Below are 23,553 nucleotides of genomic sequence, written 5' to 3' on the forward strand. Positions count from 1 at the left end.
CGGGCGGGGGGGGGCTGGCGCCGCGCCGGAAGGCGATGGATCACTTCGCCTGTTTCAACGCTTCCTCAAGGTCCGTCTTTGCACGGGCCATTGCCTCATCAACGGTGCTTTCACCGACGATGGCCTGCGTAATGCGCTGGACGGAGATGTTGAACATGGCACGATTATTCTTGTAACCCTGGTAGGCATAGGCAATCGGGCTAAGGCTCGGGATCTGGTCGAGCCAGGCGTTCATGGCCTTCTGCGTCGCAGGCGTTGCACCGGTATAGGTCACGCCCTTGTCAGCCACGGACTTGTTGGCCGGAACGTTACGGGTGCGAACGGTGAAGTCGAGATAGTTCTCGTCCTGAGCCATGAAGTTCAGGATATCGGCAACGATCTTCGGGTTTTTGGACTGCTTGAAACCGACGATGCCGGTTCCTCCGGGCATGCCGGTGCAGGCTGCGCCACCGCAGGGCTGCGGCACGACTTCCCAGTCAAACGCATCGCCCACCTGGCTGTCGAAACGCGCGGTCTGCCAGCTGCCGGAGTAATAATAGACCAGCTGGCCGTTGATGAATTCCTGCGCGGCGTCGCGGTAGGTATTGCCGCCCTGACCGGCCCAGACGTCACGCGCCATGGTGCCGTCCTTGTTCCACTCCACGAACTTCTTCACGAACGTCGTGAACCCTTCGTCGACGAGGATCGGCTTGCCGTCAGCATCGAAAATCTTCGCGCCATAGGAAATGGCCGGACCAGCGATGCGGTGGCCGGAACGGTCGATCGCCATCGGGTAAGGCGTACCGGTTGCCTTGGCAACGGCATTTGCCGCCTTCGCCCAGTCATCCATCGTCGCATCCTTGCCGGGAACGGCAACATTTGCCTGGTCGAACAGGGTGCGGTTGATGAAGGCGCCGGTGATGGTGAGCTGCGTGTGCATGCCGTAGATGCCCTTGTCGTCGGGGCCGCTGCGGTACCATTTCAGCACGTTGGAGAAGTTGTCTTCCCAATATTTCGCGTCCACATAGGGCGTCAGATCGAGATAATAGCGGTTGAGGCCACCAAGATCGGTCACCGTTGCGAAATCCGGGCCACTGCCGCCGGCGAGCTGCACGGGCAGGCCTTCCAGCAGTGCCTTGTAGGGCACGACATCGGTGACGATCTTCACATCAGGATGCTGCTTTTCGTAACGCGCGAGAATATCTTTGAGGATTTCGCAGCCGTTACCGTCATAAGCGCAGGTGAAGCGCACTTCCTCGGCTGCCTGAGCGGCACCGGCAAAAGACGCCGCACCCAAGGCGAGCGCCAATGCCATGCTGTATTTTCTGGTCATCTGGTTTCCTCCCGTTAGATGATTATGCGTTGGCAGATGCGCGCGGCGCCCAGCCCTTGATCCATTCGCCTTCAGCGGCGTCGGACAGACGCACCGGCTTTCCTTCCCGAACCGACCGGTAGATGGCCGTCACGAGTTCGATGGACTGCAAGCCGTCATGGACCGTCACTTCCTTGCCGCCGCGTCCTTCCATCGCGTCGGCAATGGCTTCGACAAAACCGGCAAAGCCGTTTTGGCCATCAGCCACCGTTGCCAGAACGGCGTCGATCTGGTCCTGCGTCGTCGGCGCGCGGGCGATGAAACGCCAGGTGTCTTCCGCCGGACGATAGGGCAAGGTACCGCTTTCCGCCGTGAAGCCTTCAAAGCAGAAGCGGAGACGCGACGTGTCTTCCGCAGCACCGAGCGTGACCGAGCTGGTTGCCAGCGCGCCGCTTTTCATGCGGAAGCTGAGTGCGGCGCAATCTTCGGTTTCGATGGTGTTGACGCGCGTATCGGCCATCGCGAAAACTTCATCGACCGGGCCGAGAACGTGGCAGAGAAGATCATGGGCATGGATGGCATGGCCAAGGATCGCTCCGCCGCATTCACCCTTCCAGGTGCCGCGCCAGGGAATGTCATAATAGCTGGCGCCACGATTCCAATGGACTTCCGAGCTTGCGACAAAGGCCTTGCCGGCAAGACCGGCATCGATCAGCGCGCGCATCTGGCGCATTGCCTGCCCGAAACGGTACTGGAAGACCGGAAACACACCGCGACCGGTCTTCTTGACGGAATCGATCAACGCATTGGCCTCCTCGAGAGAGCGGACCAGCGGCTTTTCGCAGACAACATCCTTGCCCGCCGCATGCGCCTTCAGCGTCACCGGAAAATGCAGGTGCGGCGGCAGGCAGACGTCGATGAGCTGGATGCTCCCATCGGCCAGAACCTCATCGAGGTCGGTGGTCAGACGAATGGAGGTATCATCGCCGGCGACAGAACGGGCGCGCTCCAGATCGAGATCGCAGATTGCCTTGACGACGAAGCGCTTGGGCAGCGCCCGATAACCGCTCAGATGCTGGGCGCCGATGCCGGCGCCGATGATGGCAACACCGATCATTTCGAGGCTCCCTCAGCCTTGGCCTGTGCCTGAAGCGAGAGGTCGCAGACCTTGAAGACGTGTTCCTGCGTCATTGCCGTTTCCGTACGGTTGCGGATATCGTCGCAGATGCGGGCGAAATAGGGCAGACCGGCACCGGAAGCATCGATGTATTCGCAGCGGTCGCCGTTGACGAGAACGAGGCGGTCCGTGCCTTCGGTGTTGCCGACATCCACATATTTACGCAGTTCGATGTAACCTTCCGTGCCGAGGATGGTCAGGCGACCGTCACCCCAGGTCGGCAGCGCATCCGGCGTGTACCAGTCGACGCGAATGTAACCGTGGCCCTTGTCGCCGCGCAGCACAACTTCGCCGAAATCCTGCAGGCCGGGATCATGTGGGTTTGCGTAATTGGCAACAGTCGCAGACACGATCTCAACCTCGGTCGAACCGGTGAAGAACATGAACTGGTCGATCTGGTGGCTGGCGATATCGGTGAGGATGCCGCCGTAAGCTTCGCGCTCGAAGAACCATGTCGGACGGATCTGGCGGTTCAGGCGGTGCGGGCCAAGGCCGACGGTCTGGATGACGCGGCCGATGGCGCCCTGCGCAACGAGTTCGGCAGCCTTGGTCACGCTCGGCACTTCAAAACGCTCCGAGAAATCAACGGTCCAGATGCGCTTGGTTTTTGCCACCGTCTGGCGAAGACGATCAAGCTGCTCGAATGTGGTGCAGCCCGGCTTGTCCGACATGACATCCTTGCCGGCTTCCATGGCGGCGATCGCCAGATCGGCACGCTTGGACGGAATGTCGGCGATGACGACGAGATCGATGCTGCCATCAGCCAGCAGTGCCTCTTTCGATGTTGCGCGCGGCACATCCGGGAAGCGCTTTACAAAGCCTTCCACGACATCGGGCTCGCCTTCCGTCCACCAGCCGCCAAATTCTGCGCCGGCGTCCAGCAGATTCTGGGCCATGCCGAAAATATGCCGATGCTCAATTCCGAGAGCGACGAACTTGATTGCTTTAGTCATCCTGCAGTTCCACTTCCTTGCCGGTGTCGGCCGAGTTGATGATCGCGTCGATCAATCTGTGAGACAAAAGAGCCGCTTCGCCGGTGACGACCGGCGGGCGTCCTGAAGAGATGGCGTCTACGAAATCTTCGAAGACGCCCTGATGCCATTCATGCGTGAAAGCCATGGGGTCAGCGCCGCCACCCGTGCCGGAGGCCGCACCACCAAAGGTCTCCTGCCGGCCATCGCGCCTGTCGACATGCAACAGACCCGAGGCGATCCGCAGGCTGGCATTTTCGAAATGCAGGAGGATCGATTCCGCAGCGCCGGGAAAACTCGCGGTGCTTGCGACGAGCGAGCCGACGGCGCCATTCCTAAAGCGCAGACCAGCAGAAACGTAATCTTCGGTTTCCATACGGTGGAAACGCGTCGTTGCAGCCATGGCCTGAACACGGGCGACCGGCCCCGTCAGGCTCAACGCCAGATCGATCGTATGGATTGCCTGGGAGATCAGAACGCCGCCGCCATCGCGCGCCCGCGTACCACGGCCCGGTTCGTCATAATAGGATTGCGCGCGCCACCACGGCACGGAAATTTCGCAAAGACCCAGCGCCCCAAGCGCCCCGCCATCAACAAGCTCACGGGCTTTTTGCGACGCAGCCCGCATGCGGTGCTGGAAGATGATGCCGAGTATAACACCTGCCTCGCGACACAGGGCGACGAGACCGTCGGCCTCCTGCGTATTCCGAGCGACGGGCTTCTCCATCAGGATGTGCTTGCCCGCCTTCGCCAGTTTTCCGACGATATCGATGCGGGCATTGGGCGGCGTTGCGATGATGGCGAAATCGACATCCGCATCGCGCGCCGCTTCCTCGACCGAGGAATAAACGGCGACATCATATCCGGTGTGCTTCGACGCTTCGGCGGCCAGCGCCTTGGCGCGGCCGGAGCCACCATCGACTATGCCTTTCAGGTGAATTTTTTCAGGGCTTGCTGCACAGGCAAGCACATGCGTCTTCGCCACCATTCCGGCACCAACAATGACGCAGGTCTTGATATTTTGCATTTCGGGAGCCTCCTTCCCACGCCCCAACCATTTGCATACCGGTATGCCGGTTGTCAACACACTTGTGTTCCGGTATACCGGTTATGAAAACACTGGAGGGTATATGCCGAAAATTCCCGTAACAGGCGTGCCGACAATGGAACGGCTGGACCTTAACCGCCCGGTCGTAGACCAGATATATTCCGCTCTGAAATCGGCTATCCTTTCCCGGGAGCTTTATCCCGGCCAGGCGGTTTCGGAAAACGAGATCGGGCAATCCTTCAGTTCCAGCCGGACGCCGGTGCGCGAGGCGCTCAGCCGCCTGCGGGATGATGGCCTGATCGTCACGCTGCCAAGCCGCGGAACCTATGTTTCGCGGCTATCGGACAAGAACATTCGCAGCGCGCAGTTCATTCGCGAAGCGCTTGAGGTTGCAGCGGTTTGCCGGCTTTGCCAAATCGGCCTAACGGCGGAAGCCGAACAGGAGATCGAACATGCCCTGAATGGCCAGCGGGCAGCCATGCGCCATGGAGACAGAAAAGCTTTCCGCATCCATGACGACCAGTTCCACAGCGCGCTTGCCGCCGCAACGGGGCTGGAAAGGCTGGAATCACTACTGATCCGCGAAAAAGCTGGACTGGATCGCCTGCGCGCACTCGCCATCACCGACGAGGCGCATATGGCAGGCCTGCTTTCCGAACATGAGGCGGTGTATGACGCGATCAGGGCGGGAGACGAAGCCCGCGCGACGGATAATTTGCGAAAGCATCTGAGACGAGTCCTCGGCATTCTCTCGCAGGTTTTCGAGAACCATCAGGACTATTTCGAATAATTATGCGGCATCCCCTTTCAACGGTTCGAGCATCATGAATACAGCAAACCCCGGACAAGCGCTTGACATCTCGCAGGCGAAACTTCTGTGCGACACGATGAGCACGCTGGCCGAATCCCCTGTGTGGGACGAGCGGCGACAGGTGCTTTTCTGGTGCGATATTCTCGGCAAGACGGTGCGGTCCGCAGCGCTTGAGCCCGGCCTCTATCGCGAATGGTCGTTTCCCCACACGGTCTCAAGCCTCGGGCTTTGCCAGAACGGCGACCTTATCATAGCCTGCGGCATGGATATCATCATCCTCGATCCCGACAGCGGCAAAACGCGTCTCCTCCATTCCATTCCCGCACCCGAAGGCATCCCCTGCCGGCTGAACGACGGGCGGATTGGCCCCGACGGCGCGTTCTGGGTGGGAACCATGCACAATGTGCCGCTTTCGGAGATGGAGCCACGTGGCGAACTCTGGCGGATCACTGAAGCGAACGCCGAGCGTATGCAGGCCGGGCTGACATGCCCGAACGGCCTCGCCTTTTCCTCGGACGGTTCCATCATGTGGCAGAGCGATTCCATCCAGAAATGGATACGCCGGCGAACATTCGACCGCGCCAACGGCAGGTTCGATGAGGGCGTGCTGGTAGCCGAGATGACGCAAGAAACGGGAAGACCAGATGGCGGCTGTCTCGATAGTAGAGGCAACTATTACAGCGCGGGCGTTTCTGCCGGCCTGCTCAACGTTTTCACGCCCGATGGCAAGCTGGCGGATGTGATCACAGCCCCTGTGCCGCATCCCACCATGCCCTGCTTTGGGGGATCTGATTTCAGTATTCTATTCCTGACATCACACCGCCACAACATGTCCGAGGACAGGCTGAACAAAGCACCTCTCTCGGGCGGCGTCTGGGTAATCCCGACGCAGACGAAAGGCTTCCCCGGCTTCCGTTTTGGCGACATCGATTAAAGCCCGGAGGCCCGGCTCGTAGTTCTATTCCTCCCGGAAGGCACGGCTGATCTGATCCGTCAGCGGTTTGGCGATATAGGATAACGCTGTGCGCTCGCTGGTCTGGATAAAAGCCTCTGCCGGCATGCCCGGCACGAGCGGCGCATTGTTCAGCTTTTCCCGCTCTGTGACCGGCACGAAAATCCGCGCCAGATAATAGGAAAGGCCGGTGCGCTGATCGGTGGTGATATCCGCTGCGATGCGACTGATATGGCCTTCCAGCTCAGGCGTGACGCGCTGGTTGAAGGCGGTCATGCGCAGCATGGCCTTTTGCCCCACCTGCAACTGGTCGATATCTTTCGGCACGATCTGCACCTCCAGCGCCAGCTCGTCTCCGTCGGGCACGATCAGCATGATGGGGTCTGCCGGCGTTACCACCCCGCCGACGGTATGCACGGCCATTTCATGCACCATGCCGGATTGCGGCGCGATGATATCGATGCGTTTCAACTCATCTTCGGCGGCGACCTTGCGCTCGACAAATTCGCCCATCTGGGCCTGTATCTCACGCAGCTCTCGCCCGACTTCGGTGCGCAATTCCTGATCGATCTGCAGGATTTGCAACTTCGTTTCGGTGATGCGGCCCGCCGTCTGCGCCTGATAGGCAATTTTTTCGCCGCGCTCGCCGCCGAAGGTCGCGGCCTGCGTCTGCAGGCTGTTCAGCCGCTGCACGGACACGACGCCCTGTTCCCGCAGGGATTTCTGCGAGGTGATTTCAGCCTGTAAAACCGCAAGGCCGTTATCATAGGCGACTTCCTGCGCCTTCAGACCTTCGATTTCATGCTCGAACTGGGTGATCCGTTCGGAAAGCTGCGCTTTTCGGCCCTCACGATAGGACTTGCGGAACTCGAAAAGCTTGGTTTCGCTGCGCATGGAGGAAGCGACATCGGGATCGTCCCTGCGTGCCACCAGAGACTGCGGAAAGACGAGTTCCGGCATATCGTCCCGCTCGGCTTCCAGCCGCGCCATGCGCGCATTCAGCTCATCCAGCCGTTTGGTGACGATGGCGAGATTGGCGCGGGTCTGAGTCGCATCGAGACGCATGACGACATCGCCGGCCTTCACCCTGTCGCCCTCATTCACCAGAATTTCTCCGACGACGCCGCCGCTCGGGTGCTGCACTTTCTTGCTGTAGGAATCCACCACGAGATGACCGGAGGCGACGACGGCACCGGCAAGATTGGTCGTCGCAGCCCAGCCGCCGACACCGGCCAGCAGCGCGACGCTCGCAGCAAGGCCGGCGAGCAGATGTGTGCGGATGGAGCGCGACACATGGCTGCGCTGATCAGTGTTTGACATCCGCATCGCCTTCTTGGTTGTTCTCTTCCCGGGCATTTTCCAACGCAACTGGCTGAGATTGGGTATTGGCCACGACACGCAACGGCGAGACCGTCTGGGCGGATGCGGTGTATCCCTTGGGAGCCTGCCCTTTGGGAGCTTGCCCCTGGGGAACGCGCAGCACCTTGGAGAGCACCTCATCGCGCGGGCCGAAAACCTTCATCCGCCCCTCTTCCATCATCAGAATAAAATCGACGACGCCGATGGCGCTCGGCCGGTGGGCGACAACGACGGCGATGCCCTTGCGCGCCTTGACCGACGCAATCGCCTTGACCACGGCGGCTTCGCCTTCCGCATCGAGATTGGCGTTCGGCTCGTCCAGCACCACGATGAAGGGATCGCCGTAAAGCGCGCGGGCAAGGCCGATGCGCTGGCGCTGACCGGCCGAAAGGGCAGAGCCCGCCTCGCCGATATCGCTGTCATAGCCCTTTTCGAAACGCAGGATCAGTTCATGCGCACCGGCAGCTTTTGCCGCGGCAATGATGACTTCGGGATCGGGATTATCCTCGAAACGGGAGATATTTTCACCGATCGTGCCGTCGAACAGTTCCACACCCTGCGGCAGATAGCCGATGTGGCGGCCGAGTGCGGCGCGATCCCATTGGTCGAAGCTCGCTCCATCCAGCCGCACCTTGCCGGCCGCCGGCATCCAGGCGCCGGTGAGAATACGCGACAGGGTGGATTTGCCGGAGCCGGACGGGCCGATGACGCCAAGCGCGTTTCCGGCGGTGACGACAAAGCCAAGTCCCGTAACGGTCGGCTTTCTCTCGCCCGGCGGAACAACGGTGGCGTTCTCGACCCGCAGTTCTTTTTCAGGTTTCGGCAGCGCCATGGCCGTGGCACTGGCCGGCATCTGCGCGAAGAGTTCCCTCAGCCGCGCCCAGCTCTGCCGGGCGGCCACGAAGGACTTCCAGTTGGAAATGGCAAGATCGACGGGCGCCAATGCCCGGCCCATCATGATCGAACTGGCGATCATCACGCCGCCCGACGCCTCCTGGTTGATGACGAGCCACGCGCCAACCGCGAGAATGGCCGATTGCAGCACGACCCGCAGGGATTTCGCGATATTGCCAAGACCGCCGGCCACATCGCCCGCCTTGCGATTGGCGGCGAGATAGGCCTCGTTGGAGTTTTGCCAGCGTTTACCGAGCCGGCCGGAAAGCCCCATGGCCTGCACGACCTCGGCATTGCGGCGCGACGCCTCCAGCTGCCGATTGCGGGCCATGTTTTCGACCATCGTGTCGCGGATCGGCTTTTGCGAAAAGATATTGGTCAGGATCGTCAGCGATATAAGCAGAATGGCGCCGGCAAGAGCCGTCACGCCGATCCAGAAATGAAACAGAAAACATATGCCAAGATAAAGCGGCATCCACGGCAGATCGAAAAAGGCTGTTGGACCCGTCCCGGAGAGGAAGCCGCGCACATTGTCGAGATCGCGCAGCGGCTGTAACCCGTCGCCCGGCATGCGGTTGACGAGCGGCAGGCGCACGACGGCATCATGCACCCTGCCGGAATGGCGCATGTCGAAATCTTCGCCGATGCGGATCAGAACCCGGGCGCGGATGATATCGAGCAGGCACTGGAAACCGTAAAGGCCAAGCGCCAGAAGCGCCAGCCCGACCAGTGTCGGCAGGCTGCCGCTGGCCAGCACCCGGTCATAGACCTGCAGCATGAAGAGCGGCGAGGTGAGCGCCAGTATATTGACCACGCCGCTGACGAGCGCGACACCGAGAAACGTGCTTTTAAGGGGCGAAACAACCGCCGCAGTGAGGGACTGCGGCGGTGTCTGCTGGTGGTTTTGAAAGCCCACAGCCTGTTTTTCCTTTACGCGGCAAGCGCCGATGCGCTGGCGAAAATGAAGTCCGATGCGTCGAGTACGCTGGAATCTACACCAACGAGTGTGATAGTGTCGCCACCAAAGAGATTTTCAATGACAGCGTGTCCATTTGCATTGTTGCTGATGATGACGTCGTCAATGCTGCCAGCACCCCAGGCGGAGACGTCCAGTTTGTCCGCACCATCCTGATAACCGTAGGTTCCAGTGGGACCTGCCTGCACCACATCATTGCCGCCAGAGAATACGAAAGTATCCGCGCCCGCAAAACCGGTCAGGGTGTTGGAGGATGCTGTGTCCTCAATCACTGTGCCGGTGGCCGCGAAATAATCATAGAAACCGGCCAGCGAGCCGAAGCGGGCGAGCTGGTAAACGGCGAGATCGAGCAGATCGCGCGCGCCGGCAAGCGAGTAGGCGCTATCGGGATCGATCAGCAGTTCCTGCTGGCTGACGGCGATGCCGCTGGTGGACTGGCTGTAGCCGGTGCCGAGAACGATGCTGTCGACCGAACCCGTCAGGTTGCCCTGGGAGTACTGCAGAGCGCCGCTCATGACGATGCCCTTGCCGCCGTTGCTGCCGTCGCCCCATGCCTCATAGGTGGTGTTCGGGTCGATGGTGGTGGTGGCGAGAGAGCTGGTCTGAGCGTCGTAGAACGCACCATAGGTCGAACCGAAACCGCTCGTCCAACCGTTGAGGTAACCGATCAGGTCGGAGGAAGACTGCGTCAGTTGAATTGTGGTAGCCATAGGTGTACTCCTTTACTGGCCAATATAGATACCTTCGTCCTGTGACGAAGGCGTTTCATCTCCGGGACGGGCTGCAACCCAGCCCGGAGAATTGCTTTCGCGCCTCAGAACTTCACGTTCATCGTCGCGATAAAGGTACGGCCAGGCGCGGTGTAAGCGCTTGTTGCCGGAATATATTTGCGGTCCGTCAGGTTGTTGACGGCGAAACGAAGCGTCGCCTTGTCATTGAAAGCGTAGGACCCATAGATATCTACCGTCGTGTAGGGATCGGTCACCTCACGCAGATTGCCCTCCGTATCGAGCGTGCGCGACTGTGTCGGTGTGACGTGGTTCAACCGTGCGCCGAGAGAGAATTTTTCTTCAAAGAAACGCATACCGCCATCGAGCGTGAGCTTAACTTTTGGGGCCACATCGCCGGGCCAGGCAACGATCTCGCCGCTCGTTGTTGTGGTGCCGTTGGAAAAAACCTGCGTTTTGTCGGGCCAGTCTGTTTTCAGCAACGTTGCAGAACCGCCGAGCCAGAAGCTTCGCGCATCATAATTGCCCTCAAATTCAAGCCCGCGCATATAGGTCGTGCCGTCGAGATTGACGAAGCTGGTATAGGTGCGGTCCGCAACCTGATCAGTGACGAGATAACCGAGCGCGATGTAATCTTTCACCTCGCGGCGAAAGGCGGCCATTTTGATGCGCACGGAATCATGGTCCAGCAACACACCATCCAAACTGATATTCGCGCCAATTTCATAGGTCGTTGCCTTTTCCGCCCGCAAGGATTGATTGGGGGCATATTCATAACCCACCGAATCCCCCGGTCGCGCACCGGCGAAGAAGGCTTCGAGAATAGTGGGCGGACGGAAACTCTGTGAATAGCTGAGATAAGGCCGGAACCAGTCGGTCGGCTTGAATTCTACCGTCGCCGAAGGCAGCCAAGCGCTATCTGTGCGGTCTATTTCGACATCGTAAGAGGGGTACTCGGTATCATAGGTCGTACCAAAATAGGTGGTGCCGGCATCGTGCCACCGACCATTGATGATTTCGCCTCTGGTATTGGGCCAGACATTGTTCAAAGTGTTACAGAAATTTGCCTGCTGGGTCGGCGTGAAGACGCGACCGGCATATGCACCTGTGGTGCAGCTCGTATAAATTCGGTCATAGGTCGTCTGTACATATTGCGAAGCGTAGGCGAGATAATTGTCCCCCGTCCCCACTATACGGTTTAACCCCTTTTCAATCACGGTCTGGTTATAATAGGTGGTCGTTCCTTTCAGGCGCGACCAGTCATACCGAACACCCCCGCGTATCGTGACCCAATCGGCAGGCTGGAGTTCTCCGTTGAAGAACAGGCTGGCCACGTCGCGTCGTCCAGCGGGGCTGAACGCCGTATAGCTGCTCTCCCATGTCGGATTGAGCGCGATTTTGGAACTGGTGGCAACTGATGTCGCTATATCCCGGAAGGCTTCAGCCCCGTAAGTAAGGCTCAGCGCGCCAACTTTCGTATCGAAACGACTGGTATTCTCCACGCTGCCGCCGAAACTGCGCAGGCCCATATCAAGGTTCGTTTCAACTGCATATCCGGGACGCGCCGACCGCAGCTCATGCGTCATGTTATCGTTCAGCCACAGCGACGACTTGAAATCGATGAGTTCGCTTTCGGGGTCCCAGTCCAGCTTGGCCACGATGCTGTCGTTTCGCACGCTTTCCCGGTCAACCTGTTCGGCCGCGCCCTGCACGAAATCATTCTGCTGATGCATCCACGACAATGATGTCTGCACATCTCCGAAATCGCCTTCTCCCTTGAAGAAGGTCGACCAGCCATCCCGGCCGAGCAGATCTTTTATTGTCAGTGCGGTGCTTCGGGCCTCGCCTTTCGTCCCGATCTTGTATTCGTCCATGATCGTGCGGCTGTAACCTGCGACGAAAGAAAGCGGGCCATCCGGCTCTCGAACGGCAGCCAGAACCGAGCCCTGAAAATCATAGCCGTTGGTGCCCCGGGAAATATTGACCTCGCCACCCTTGTTCGCACCTTCGGGGATCAGATCGGCGGCGCGAATGGTGCGGAACTCGACCTTGCCACCCAGAGAACCGGCATTACCGGAGGTGGCGTTGGTCATTTTCTCGACCTCAACCGCGCGGATAAAGGCCGTGTCCACATAGGCCTGGCCATTATTGGCGGAATAAATCGAGGCGCCGCCGGTGCTGAAACCACGCTGTGCATTCTGCCGCGCACCATCGATGGAGACGACCACGCGGCCGCTTTCCTGCAAACCGCGCACATTGGGCGAGACCGTCGGGAAACTGCCATTGCCTTCCCCGGCATAAACACCGGACACGCGGTTGAAAACATCGCGGGTGTTGCGCACGCCGGCGGATTGGATCGCCTCACGGCTGACAACGCTGATACTGGCAGGGGTTTCATAAACCCAGTCCGGCGTTCCCTGATAACCGGTGCCGGCAATGGAATTGCGCCCTGTTTTACCAGTGACGGTGATTGCTTCCAGAACAGTCGTGCCTTCGGCCCCGGAAAGATCGGCGGCCGCCTGCCCCGTGCCGATGACAACCGTTCTGCCGTTTCCAGCAATGCGGAAATTGACGCCCGTGCCGGCCAGCAGCCGTGACAGGGCCTCCCGCACCGTGAAACTGCCGGCAACGGCATTGGTGCGCACATTGCCGGCAGATGGCGTGGCAAGCGTGACCTGAAGGCCGGATTGCCGCCCGAAAGCGCCGACGACGGACGATAGCGACTGGGCGGGAATATTGAATGGCCGCGTTGCGCCCTGCTCACCACCGGCGCGCTGGCTGTTTGCGGCATTCGGTCCGGTCTGTGCAAAAACCACCGTCGAGACTGAAACGACAAGCGCCGTTGTCGCCAGCAGCACGGCCCTGCGCGTCTGCCCTCCCGCTTTTTTCCCGTGGCCCGTCATACGTATCTGGAGGCGCATACTAGTTTTGTCTTCCTGTCTTTCACTCCGGACATATCTTGACCGGATTACTCAACAAAAAGACGATTGCCTCGGCAATTTTTTTCAGGCTTTCGGAAGAAATTTTATAAATTACTGAAAATAAACATGATTTTTGTTTCAGAAGATTTCAGAAGCGAGTGATGATGCGGGCGCTGTCGCCAATCGCGTGAACTTTGCCCCTATAGGGCTCCACCAATGCTTCCAGCGCGCGGTCCGGGTCGCGTAGATCATAAAAACCCGTCACCCGCTGCCCGGCAAGCGTCTTGTCGGCCATTGTCAGCCATGCCGGATGGTAACGCTGGATCTGCTCCACCACAGAACCGATCGTCGCATCCACCACGTAAAGCTCGCCGTTGCGCCAACCGCCAATATCCTCGACGGAAACATTTTCTTTCCGGATCGCACCGGAGGCATCGACAATCAGCATCTCGCCCGGCACGAGCCGCGTTGGCGGTGCGTTGCGGAAGGAGGCTTCCACGGAACCATGGGCAAGCGCGACTTGCGTTACGCCATCCGTGAGGTCGACGTCGAAAGCCGTGCCCAGCACCTGAACGGTGACGTTTTTCGCCTCCACGGCGAAGGGGCGCGTGGCGTCCGGCACGACATCGAAGAAAGCTTCGCCCTTCAGCATTTTCACAGTGCGGCGACCATTGGTGAAATCCGTGGAAAGCGCGCTCGCCGCCGCAAGCTGTACCCTGCTGCCATCATCGAGAATTATCGTGCGGCTTTCAGCGGTGCTGGTCTGATAATCGGCCTTGATACGGACGAGAGACGCCGGGACGAACAGCACGGCAAGACAGAGAGCCGCCGCCCCCATCGCCGCACCGGCATAATGCCGCCCAGACCAACGTCGCCTCGATACCGGTTTCGCAGTCTTTTCCGGCAGGCGCGGCGCATCTTCCCAGAGGTTCTTGAATTCCGGCTCTACCAGACCGAGGTTACGCCACGTCTTGCAGGTCCGCTCCCAGGCAAGACGGTTTGCCGGAGACAAAGCCAGCCATCGGTCGAATTCAGCCTTCAGCCGCGGTTCCACTGCGCCTGCCTGGAGGCGGAGCAGCCATTCGGCCGCTTCTTCCGCCTTCCCGTTCGGTAGTTCTATTTTATTATCTGGATCAATGGTCATTGAACCCGGCCAGTTCCTGTGGGCAGGCGGAGGAGCCGCCTCGTCTTCCGCGTTGTTATAAAGACGTTTGAGAGAGAGATTTTTTTCACGGGATGTGGCAAGCAGGACAATTTTACTTCATTTCTTTGGTAATCGCGGCAATGCTGCCTTTGATCAGACGGTGAGCGCTGGCCACGGACACCCCGAGGTGACGCGCGATCTCTTCCATATTGTAACCACCGAATCTGTGCATTTCCAATGCTACGCGTGCCTGAACCGGCAGGGAGGCCAAAATAGTCTGCATCTGCCGGACTTCATCGCAGAACAGCGCATGTTCCTCCGGCGTACCCTGATCCTGCGGCACACCCCAGAATGGCGTGTCATCCGGCCGCTCCCGCAGGTCCTGCCGGCTGCGCCGGCGAGTATCAAGGGCAAGGTTGCGAACAATGCGGAAGAGGTAGGATTTGAGATTGGAGGGGTTGCCGGAGGCTTCCGGAACAAATTTCAGGAAGGCCTCCTGAACAACGTCTTCCGCGTCCGCCCGGGACCCCAGAATGAGGGTGGCGTATTTGATCAGGTCGACCCTATGCGCGACGTAAGCGTTATAACGCTTGTCATCTTCCCGTATGCCCATGTCTCAACCGAGAGAAATTTCAAGGATCAACGAAACTGCAAGCCGCTGATTGGCAGCGCAGATTTCCGATAAAAATCTCTAGCATCCAAACCGTCAGCCGAACAGATATTTCATGACTATTGTCATCAAGAATTTGTGCGGCCCCCGGCAGATGCGGCCTGTTTCTGCAGCCTTTAGATAGCTCCGTCGACGATAACCATCGGCCGACCCTGCGAACAGGGCTCGATGCGGGCATCGATGCGATAGATATCGCGCAGCATATCCGAGGTTATCACCGCTTCGGTACTGCCGCTCACCACCATCTCACCACGCGCGATCACCATCGTATTTTCGCAATAACGCAGCGCATGGTTGAGGTCGTGCAGGGCGATCAGCACGATCATGCCGGTCTTCTGGGCCAGTTCGGTCACGAAGCCCAGAACTTCGATCTGCCGGTGAAGATCGAGCGCCGATGTCGGCTCGTCCATCAGCAAGACTTCCGGCTTGCGCGCCAGCGCCTGCGCCAGTGACACCAGCTGCCGCTGGCCGCCGGACAATTCGCCGAGGCCGCGGAAGGCAAGATCGTGGATTTTCAGCGCCTTGAGAATGGCATCGATCTCAAACAGCTCATCATCCTGAACCCGCCAGCTATGGCCGTCCTGCTTGGCGGAAAGAAGCACGGATTCGTAGACCGTCAGCACGGCATTGGCACCGGTATCCTGCGGCATGTAGCAGATGGCGCGGTTGCCGCGCGCCGTATCGGAGAGTTCCACCAGACCGGGACCGGAGATCAGGCTGGCAATGCGCTTGAACAGCGTGGATTTGCCTGCGGCATTGGGGCCGATCACCGCCGTCACGCTGCCGCTTTCCAGCGTATCGATGCCGACTTTGGACAGAACAGTGGTGCGGCCATAGGCGGCACCGACATCCTTCAGTGCGAGCGCTACCATGCACGCCTCCTGTTACCGAAAATAAGCACGAAAAAGAACGGTACGCCGACCAGCGCCGTGATGACCCCGATCGGCAGAATGGCGCCGGGGATGAGGACCTTGCTGATGACCGAGGTCGTCGACAGAAGCAGCGCGCCGCAGATGACCGAGCCGGGCAGGAAGAAGCGCTGATCTTCACCGACCAGCATGCGGGCGATATGCGGACCGACAAGCCCGACAAAACCGATGGTGCCGACAAAAGAAACCGGAATGGCCGCCAGCAGGCTGACCGTCAGCATGGTTTGCAACCGCAGCCGGCGGACATTGATACCCATGCTGGCCGCCTTGTCATCGCCGAGCCGCAGCGCCGTCAGCGCCCAGGCGTTGCGCATGAACATCGGCACGGTGACGACGAGGATGGCGGCGGTCACATAGACCTTTTCCCATGTTGCCTTCGTCAGGCTGCCCATGGTCCAGAAAACGACGGCGGCGAGCGCCTGTTCGGAGGCCAGATATTCCAGCAGCGACAGGGCCGCATTGAAGGTGAAGACCAGCGCGATGCCGAGAAGCACGATGGTTTCGACCGTCACACCGCGCAGCGTCGAGGCGAAATGGATGAACAGCGCCGCAACCATGGCCATGATGAAGGCATTGATCGGCACCATGTAATGCACGGCAGCCGGAAAGATCGCCACGCCGCCGACAAGTGCCAGCGCCGCGCCAAAACTTGCGGCGGCCGAAATGCCGAGCGTGAAGGGGCTGGCGAGCGGGTTGGACAGAATGGTCTGCATCTGCGCGCCCGCAACCGACAGCGATGCACCGACGGTGACCGCCATCAGCGCAATCGGCATACGGATATCCCAGATCACCACCCGCAGCTGGTTTGCAGCAGCGGCCGGATCGGCAATGGTCGCCAGAACCTGGGAGATGGTATAGCGCGCCGGGCCGAGCGCCATGTCCGCGGCCATGCTGAAACACAGGGCAATGAAAAGCCCGACAAGAATAATGATCCTGCGCGCGGCAAGGGCGCGATATTGATCGCGCCCACTGACGCCAACGGCGCTTTCATTCAGCGAACTCATTGGTTGAAACCTTTTTCGAGCGAGGCGAAATAGCCCGGCTTGTAGGTGACAGGCAGGAATTTCCGATGAAATTCCTCAAAATTCTTTTCCGGATCGAGATCAGCGAAAAGGTCTGGATGGAACCACTTGGCAAATTGCTGGATGGGGAAAAACTCGTAAGGCGCACCGTAGAACTGGTGCCAGACGGCATGGACGCTGCCCTCCTTAACGGCCTTCAGTTCCGGAAACGGCGTGCGCTTCATCAGATTGGTCAGCCGCTCGCGCGAAAGCGCCATGTCGGCACCGCGTCCGACGGGAACGAACTGGTTGATGTCGGATTCCGCCGCCCAGTTGGAGCCGGTGACGATGACGTGCTCCGGATCGGCAACGACCAGCTGTTCGGGATTGAGATCGCCGAAGGTCGTGGTGATGATGCCGTCGGCAATATTACGGCCGCCGGCGAGATCGACCATCGCGCCGAAATTGACCGGACCGAAGGTGCGGCAGCAATTGTTCTCGCCGGAAATGCCGGGCGCACGCTCGATGAAGACATTCGGGCGCTTGAGGTCTTTAACGCTGGCGAGCCGGTCCGTCACACGGGCGATTTCGGCACGGCGATAGGCGATGAATTCCCTGGCGCGCTCTTCAGCGCCGAACATTTTTCCGAGGATTTCGATCGAGGCTTCGCTGTTCTTCTCGGGATCGATGCGGAAATCGAGATAGACGATCTTGATGCCGGCAGCGGCGGCCTTCTCTTCGAAGCCGCTTTCCCTGGCGGATTTTTCCGCTTCCAGATTGAGGGTTATCACGTCTGGCAACAGGGTGATGGCCGTCTCGAGGCTGAAATCGCCCTGCGGCACATAACCGAAGCGCGGCAGTTTTTCGATCTGCGGAAAACGCTCGACATAGGCGGCGTAGCTGTCGGGGTCTTTCTTGAGCAGATCGTCGCGCCAGCCGACAATGGTGTCGAAGGTCTGGTCGCCCTTGAGCGCCGCGATGACATGGACCTGGCGGGCTTCGCCAACGATGACACGCTTGGCCGGCAGGTCCAGCTCGACCTTGCGACCGGTAACATCGGTGATCTCGCCTGCATGGGCTGTCATGGCGAGAAGAGAGAAGGCCAGCACCGCAAGATGCCTCAGAGCATTGAGCCGCATGAGAAGTCCTCATTGAGTTCCAAAAGAAAATGATGAAACCGCATCACTGCGGCCTCATCCATCGAACGGACGGCGCTCCTCTTCACCGTCCCTGTCTTATTTCGCGTCCTTCAGCGACACGAAGTAGCCGGGCTTGTAATCAAGCGGCAGGAAGCGGGCATGCAGTTCCTTGAAGGTCGCCTCGGGATCGAGATCCTTGAAGAGATCAGGATGCAGCCACTTGGCGATTTCCTGAATGGCCACGAACTGGTAGGGATTGTTGTAGAACTGGTGCCAGATGGCATGGACATTGCCGTCCTTCACCGCCTGCACGCCGGTAAAGGCCGGGCGCTTGGTGAGGTTTTCCAGCTTGCGATGCGCTTCCTTGACATCAGCACCATAACCGACGCCGACCCAGTTGCCGCCTGGAACGTAACCATTCCAGTTGCCGCCGGTGATGATGATCTGCTCCGGGTTGGAGGCGATGATCTGTTCCGGATTGACGGTGCCGAAGGTGCCGGGAATGATATCCTTGGCCATGTTGATGCCGCCGGCAAGCTCGACCATCTTGCCGAAATTCTCGTTGCCGAAGGACATGCAGCAATCGTCGGAGTAACCGCCGGCGCGCTCGACGAACACCACCGGCTTCTTCGGATTGGCCTTTTCAAGCGTATCGGTGACCTTGGCGATGGAGTCGGCACGGAGCTTGATGAAGTCCTCGGCGATCTTTTCCTTGCCCGTCAGCTTGCCCATCAGGCGCATGCTCGGCTCGGTGTTTTCCATCGGCTTTTCGCGGAAGTCGACATAAACAAGGGGAATGCCGACCTTGGCGAGCTTTTCGATGTAGCCGGCCTCTTCGGTCGCCGTCTTGGCGTCGATATTCATCAGGATCACGTCCGGCTTCAGCGCAACGGCCTGCTCGACGTCGAAAGTGCCGTCCTTCATACCGCCGAAGGTCGGCAGCTTGGCAATCTCAGGATATTTGGCAAGATAGGCGTCATAGGTTTCCGGATCGGCCTTGGCCAGGTCATCGCGCCAACCGACGACGTGCTGGAAAGGGTTCTCCTTGTCGAGCGCCGCCAGGAAATAAATCTGCCGGCCTTCGCCGAGAATGACGTGCGAAACGGGAACATTGACTTCGACATCCCGACCGGTCACATCCTTGACGGTGACCTTTTCGGCCAATGCCGGCCAGGCGGCGGATACGAGAAGGCCAAGGGCAAGTGCCGCAGATTTGGCTGAGATGCGCATCGGATATTGCTCTCCAGTGTTGACTGGCGCGGCTGTATTATTTTCTGACTATACTAGTCAAGATTTATGTTTTAGAGCCATTCTTAACTAACCGGCACATGAGTTGAACCCGATGATCGACACAATCCAGTATGGCAAGAACGACAGCCTGCGAGATGAAATCAAAGCCTATTGGTCCGGCCGCGCCGCGACCTTCGATCTCTCCCCCGGACACGAGATTTTTTCCGAAGATGAGCGTAAAGCCTGGCATGCGCTGCTTTTGAAGCATCTGGGACAGGGAGAGGGCCGCAAGGCGCTCGATCTCGCCAGCGGAACCGGCGTCATCTCCCATCTGATGGACGATCTCGGTTTTCAGGTCACCGGCATGGACTGGTCGGAAACCATGCTGGCGCTTGCCCGCGAAAAAGCCAAAACCCGCGGCCGCAACATCCGCTTTTTTGTCGGCGATGCCGAAAATACCATGGAGCCGGATGAAAGCGCCGATGTCATCATCACGCGCCATCTCGTCTGGACACTGGTGGACCCACAGGCGAGCTTTGCCGAATGGTTCCGCGTGCTGAAACCGGGTGGACGGCTGCTGATTGTCGACGGCGATTTCGTCAATACCGGCTGGCGCGAAAAACTCGTCAAGAAACTGGCCGCAGGTCTGGAAGGCATCGGCCTCGTGAAACCGGACCAGCCGCACAAGCCGGCGGATCCGGGCAATGCTTTCAACAGCATTCTTTCACGGGTCTATTTTTCCAGCGGCGCGCGGGCCGGTGATGTCGCGGCGCTGTTGCGCGCCACTGGTTTCGAACCCGTTGCGGTCGATCAGGATCTTCAGGCCATCCATCGCGCCCAGTCGAAAAACTTCAGCCTGCTGAAGGGCATTCTGCGTGGCCTGCAGCACCGTTATGCGGTCTGCGCCGTGAAGCCGGATATGTCCGCGAAAGACTGAGGACGGCCAGAGCCGTCTCATTTTTCGGCCTGCTCAAAGAGATCGTCCAGCCGGGGCTTGGCGCGTCCGGGCACGTCGACCGTCCTGTAGCTCTGCGGCAAGGTCGCCTCCCCCACCTTGATCAGCATGACCATACCCATGCCGTAATGCGGCGAGCATTTGATACCGTAAAAGCCCGGCCTGTCGAAAGCAGTCTCGAATTCGTCGTTGATCCGGCTCTTGAAACCCTCGGCACCATCAGGAATCATGCCGTCGATGGTCGCGGCATTGTGGCTCTTATGGGTGGGTACGAAGCGCACGCGGTCGCCGGGGGCAATCTCCAGAAAATCGGGCTCGAACACCATCGGGCCTTTTTCGCCCCGGTTCAGCATTTTCACCTCGAAGGTTTCGGCCATGGCCTGCAAGGGAAGACCCGTGGCCAGCACCAAGATAATTCCAGCCAGAGCGCTACGCGGCTGCAAGCCAAGGCGAAGCTTTTTCGATCTCGTCATCGTACCAGTGCTTTCTTTGTCTGATCGGCCGCTCCATGCGCCGGCAGAAAACGAATATGGGAAAAGCCGCCCTCATCCGTGGTGACGACGGACTGCACCCCGAAAACATCGGCGATCGTCGCCGATGTGAGAACCTCGCGCGGTGGACCGGCCGCGATCATCTGGCCGCAATGCATGATGGCGACGCGGTCGCAAAACATCGCGGCGTGATTGAGATCATGCAACGCCGCCACAACCGTCAGCCCCTGCCGCCGCACCAGATCGAGCAGGCCGATCTGGTGGCCGATATCGAGATGGTTGGTCGGCTCATCCAGCAGCAGGATATGCGGCTGTTGTGCCAAGGCGCGGGCGATATGCAGGCGCTGTCGTTCGCCGCCGGAAAGATGGTGCCAGTATCGTTCCGCCTTGTCCGCCATATCGACATTGTCGAGCGCGGCATCAACGATGGCATCGTCACTGGCCGACCAGGCGGAGAGCGGGCCGAGATAGGGCGTGCGCCCCAGTTCCACGGCTTGTCGGGCGGTGATGCGCTCGGTGGTTTCCGCCTGCTGTTCCACAAAGGCCAGCCGGCGCGCCAGTTCACGCCGCCCGAAGGAGGCAAGCGGCTCCTCACCAAGGGTGACATGGCCTCGGCGCGGCTTGCGGATGCCGGCCAGCATCGAAAGCAGCGTGCTTTTGCCGGAACCGTTCGGGCCGATAATGCCCAGAAACTCCCCGGACCCGACATCGAGCGAAACGCCGCTGACAATATCGACATTGCCGGCGTGGAAATGCAGGTCGTGGGCGGATAATTTCATGAACGCCCCCTTTTCTGCCCGAGGATGAAGGCGAAAGCCGGCGCGCCGACGAGCGCGGTAATCACGCCGATCGGCAGCACCTGACCGGGAATGACGATGCGCGAGAGAATATCGGCGACGATCATGAACACCGCGCCGGTCAGCGCCGTTACCGGCAGCAGCAACCCGTGGCGAACGCCGACGAAAATACGGGCCGCATGGGGAATGACGAGACCGACGAAGCCGATGGAGCCGACCAGCGACACCATGACCGCCGTCATGATCGCCGAAACCGAAATGAGCACCGCATAGGTCCGGCGCACCGGAATGCCAAGCGAGGCGGCAGCCTGACCGCCGAAGGCAAAGGCATCCAGCGCGCGGGAATACCAGAGGCACACCGCAAGACCGGCAATACAGACCGGCAGAGCCAGCCAGACATCCGGCCAGCGCACACCGGAAAGATTGCCCAGAAGCCAGAACATGATACCGCGCGCCTGTTCGGCATTGGCGGATTTGGTGACGATGAACGAGGTCATGGCATTGAATAGCTGTGAACCGGCCACCCCCGCCAGAATGATGGCGCTGTTGCCGTGTCCCGCCCGCACCGCCAGCAGGCTGACCAGCGAGAACGCCACGAAAGCTCCGATCAACGCGCCGGCCGGCATGGTCAGGAACCCTGCGCCAAAACCCAGGAGCGCCACGGCCACCGCGCCGGTGGAAGCGCCTGCGGAAATGCCGAGAATATAGGGATCGGCAAGCGGGTTGCGCAGAAGCGATTGCAGCACTGCACCGGCAAGCGCCAGCGAAGCACCGCAACAGGCGGCGACAACGGCGCGGCTGAGACGGTAACTCCAGACGATGCCTTCATCCAGCGGCTCCAGCGGGTAACCCGCATGGAAGACGCGGTTGGCAATGGTTTTCGCCACCACATCGAACGGAATAGCGGTCTCGCCGATCGCCGCTCCGGCCATCAGCGCGACGAGCAGCAGGGCGATTGCGGCAAAAGCCAGCCCCGCCCTGCCGAGATTGACGGAAAGACCGTTCACTTGGCGAGGCCGGCAGCCGAGATCGCTTCGGCCAGCGTTTCAATGCCTTCGATCGTGCGGATGGTCGGGTTCATCGCCTGCGCATCCATGTCAAAGACATGACCTTGCGTGACGGCGGGCATGATGCTGGCCACGGGATCGGTTGCGAGGAACTTGTGCTTGACCGCCACGTCATCGGCGGGGAAACGACGACGGTCCATCTTGCCGGCGACGATGACAGACGGGTTGGCCTTGGCGATGGTTTCCCAGCCGACGGTCGGCCATTCCTCATCGCTTTCGATGATATTGGTCAGCCCCAGCGCCGACATGATGTAACCAGGCGCGCCATGGCGGCCCGCTACATAGGGGTCGATATCCAGTTCGGCACTGGAGAACCAGAAGACGGCCGAAAGCTTGCCATTCGCCGAGGCTATCTTGGCGCGGGCGGCTTCCTCGCGCTTCTTCAGGTCGGCAACGACCTCTTCACCGCGATCCTGCACGTTGAAGATCTTGGCGAGATCGCGGACTTCCTGATAGATCAGATCCATGGTGAAACCGGTCTTGCGCACGCCGTCACCGCCGCCGGAATTGTCCTTGCCGACGCAATCGGCAGGTGAGGTATAGACGGGAATACCCAGCTCGGCGAATTGCGCCGGCGTACCGACAACACCTTCCGGGCCGATCTGCCACTGGAACTGCGTCGTCACCAGATCCGGCCTCTTGCCGACGACGGCCTCGAAACTCGGATCATTGTCGGCCAGCCGCTCCACCCTGGCATTGGCTTCTTCGTAACCCTTCAGAACCGGGCCGATCCACAGCGCGGTGCCTACCACCCTGTCTGCAACGCCGAGAAGATAGAGCACCTCGGTCGTGCTCTGGCCGACGGATACGGTGCGGGCGGGCGCCTGTTTGAAGGTGATGTCCTGACCGCAGCTGTTGATCGTCAGGGGATAGACCGTTTCGGCAGCATGGGCGGAAGCGACAGGCAAAACCGCAAGCGCAGCGGCCAGAAAGCCGGCATAGGCCGGCAGGCGTCCAGAAATAAACATGTGTTCTCCAGTCGAAATTAAATCGCTTGTTCCA

21 protein-coding genes are annotated in these 23,553 nt (G+C 59.8%); 3 read left to right on the forward strand and 18 right to left on the reverse strand.

Annotated elements, in window-relative coordinates:
* Positions 1-40: 40 nt before the first annotated feature.
* The 4 genes from FCH38_RS10140 to FCH38_RS10155 are packed head-to-tail and all read right to left on the reverse strand — an operon-like array spanning position 41 to position 4,466.
* Entirely contained in the window at positions 41-1,312 is a 1,272-nt protein-coding gene (locus FCH38_RS10140) for an ABC transporter substrate-binding protein (protein WP_174373663.1), read from the reverse strand.
* Positions 1,313-1,334: 22 nt separating this feature from the next.
* Entirely contained in the window at positions 1,335-2,408 is a 1,074-nt protein-coding gene (locus FCH38_RS10145; protein WP_174373664.1) for a Gfo/Idh/MocA family protein, read from the reverse strand.
* On the reverse strand, positions 2,405-3,421 hold the full coding sequence (locus tag FCH38_RS10150; protein WP_174373665.1) for a Gfo/Idh/MocA family protein: 1,017 nt from the start codon (positions 3,419-3,421) through the stop codon (positions 2,405-2,407). Before FCH38_RS10150 ends, FCH38_RS10145 begins: the two co-directional genes overlap by 4 nt.
* Positions 3,414-4,466, reverse strand: coding sequence for a Gfo/Idh/MocA family protein (locus FCH38_RS10155; RefSeq protein ID WP_174373666.1), 1,053 nt, complete (start codon positions 4,464-4,466; stop codon positions 3,414-3,416). Before FCH38_RS10155 ends, FCH38_RS10150 begins: the two co-directional genes overlap by 8 nt.
* A 103-nt stretch (positions 4,467-4,569) precedes the next feature.
* Between FCH38_RS10155 and FCH38_RS10160 the strand changes: the two genes are divergently transcribed.
* A complete protein-coding gene (locus FCH38_RS10160; RefSeq protein ID WP_174373667.1) occupies positions 4,570-5,277 on the forward strand; it encodes a GntR family transcriptional regulator in 708 nt (235 codons plus the stop codon).
* Positions 5,278-5,311: 34 nt separating this feature from the next.
* Positions 5,312-6,232, forward strand: coding sequence for an SMP-30/gluconolactonase/LRE family protein (locus tag FCH38_RS10165; RefSeq protein ID WP_174373668.1), 921 nt, complete (start codon positions 5,312-5,314; stop codon positions 6,230-6,232).
* Positions 6,233-6,256: 24 nt separating this feature from the next.
* Here the strand turns inward: FCH38_RS10165 and FCH38_RS10170 are convergent, their stop codons facing one another.
* From FCH38_RS10170 to FCH38_RS10215, 10 genes are all read right to left on the reverse strand, one after another.
* Positions 6,257-7,570 (reverse strand): HlyD family type I secretion periplasmic adaptor subunit, encoded by a 1,314-nt coding sequence (locus FCH38_RS10170; protein ID WP_174373669.1) that lies wholly within the window; start codon positions 7,568-7,570, stop codon positions 6,257-6,259.
* Entirely contained in the window at positions 7,557-9,419 is a 1,863-nt protein-coding gene (locus FCH38_RS10175) for a type I secretion system permease/ATPase (RefSeq protein WP_174373670.1), read from the reverse strand. The genes FCH38_RS10170 and FCH38_RS10175 overlap by 14 nt, the downstream gene beginning before the upstream one ends.
* 14 nt (positions 9,420-9,433) lie before the next feature.
* On the reverse strand, positions 9,434-10,189 hold the full coding sequence (locus FCH38_RS10180; protein WP_153514709.1) for a hypothetical protein: 756 nt from the start codon (positions 10,187-10,189) through the stop codon (positions 9,434-9,436).
* Between the two features lie 104 nt (positions 10,190-10,293).
* Positions 10,294-13,128, reverse strand: coding sequence for a TonB-dependent receptor (locus FCH38_RS10185; protein WP_174373671.1), 2,835 nt, complete (start codon positions 13,126-13,128; stop codon positions 10,294-10,296).
* A 148-nt stretch (positions 13,129-13,276) separates the two neighbouring features.
* Positions 13,277-14,272 (reverse strand): FecR family protein, encoded by a 996-nt coding sequence (locus FCH38_RS10190; protein ID WP_174373672.1) that lies wholly within the window; start codon positions 14,270-14,272, stop codon positions 13,277-13,279.
* Between the two features lie 112 nt (positions 14,273-14,384).
* Complete coding sequence (locus tag FCH38_RS10195; RefSeq protein WP_174373673.1) at positions 14,385-14,885, reverse strand: RNA polymerase sigma factor; 501 nt, start codon at positions 14,883-14,885, stop codon at positions 14,385-14,387.
* Positions 14,886-15,058: 173 nt separating this feature from the next.
* Positions 15,059-15,814, reverse strand: a complete 756-nt coding sequence (locus FCH38_RS10200; protein ID WP_174373674.1) for an ABC transporter ATP-binding protein — start codon at positions 15,812-15,814, stop codon at positions 15,059-15,061.
* Positions 15,808-16,875, reverse strand: coding sequence for a FecCD family ABC transporter permease (locus FCH38_RS10205; protein ID WP_174373675.1), 1,068 nt, complete (start codon positions 16,873-16,875; stop codon positions 15,808-15,810). Before FCH38_RS10205 ends, FCH38_RS10200 begins: the two co-directional genes overlap by 7 nt.
* Positions 16,872-18,011, reverse strand: coding sequence for an ABC transporter substrate-binding protein (locus FCH38_RS10210; protein ID WP_174373676.1), 1,140 nt, complete (start codon positions 18,009-18,011; stop codon positions 16,872-16,874). Before FCH38_RS10210 ends, FCH38_RS10205 begins: the two co-directional genes overlap by 4 nt.
* Before the next feature lie 96 nt (positions 18,012-18,107).
* Entirely contained in the window at positions 18,108-19,241 is a 1,134-nt protein-coding gene (locus FCH38_RS10215) for an ABC transporter substrate-binding protein (RefSeq protein ID WP_174373677.1), read from the reverse strand.
* Between the two features lie 112 nt (positions 19,242-19,353).
* On the opposite strand from FCH38_RS10215, the gene FCH38_RS10220 reads away from it, so the two are divergent.
* Complete coding sequence (locus FCH38_RS10220) at positions 19,354-20,178, forward strand: class I SAM-dependent methyltransferase (protein WP_174373678.1); 825 nt, start codon at positions 19,354-19,356, stop codon at positions 20,176-20,178.
* 17 nt (positions 20,179-20,195) lie between these two features.
* On the opposite strand, the gene FCH38_RS10225 is transcribed toward FCH38_RS10220, so the two are convergent.
* The 4 genes from FCH38_RS10225 to FCH38_RS10240 form a co-directional block, all read right to left on the reverse strand.
* On the reverse strand, positions 20,196-20,573 hold the full coding sequence (locus FCH38_RS10225; protein WP_404944546.1) for a pseudoazurin: 378 nt from the start codon (positions 20,571-20,573) through the stop codon (positions 20,196-20,198).
* Positions 20,574-20,665: 92 nt separating this feature from the next.
* On the reverse strand, positions 20,666-21,466 hold the full coding sequence (locus tag FCH38_RS10230) for an ABC transporter ATP-binding protein (RefSeq protein WP_174373680.1): 801 nt from the start codon (positions 21,464-21,466) through the stop codon (positions 20,666-20,668).
* The gene (locus tag FCH38_RS10235) at positions 21,463-22,491 is read right to left on the reverse strand and encodes an iron chelate uptake ABC transporter family permease subunit (RefSeq protein WP_174373681.1); all 1,029 of its coding nucleotides are present in this window, start codon (positions 22,489-22,491) and stop codon (positions 21,463-21,465) included. Before FCH38_RS10235 ends, FCH38_RS10230 begins: the two co-directional genes overlap by 4 nt.
* On the reverse strand, positions 22,488-23,519 hold the full coding sequence (locus FCH38_RS10240) for an ABC transporter substrate-binding protein (protein ID WP_174373682.1): 1,032 nt from the start codon (positions 23,517-23,519) through the stop codon (positions 22,488-22,490). Before FCH38_RS10240 ends, FCH38_RS10235 begins: the two co-directional genes overlap by 4 nt.
* Positions 23,520-23,553: the final 34 nt, after the last annotated feature.

It is taken from the genome of Agrobacterium tumefaciens, from assembly GCF_013337285.1.
In the GTDB taxonomy this organism is placed as follows: domain Bacteria; phylum Pseudomonadota; class Alphaproteobacteria; order Rhizobiales; family Rhizobiaceae; genus Agrobacterium; species Agrobacterium burrii.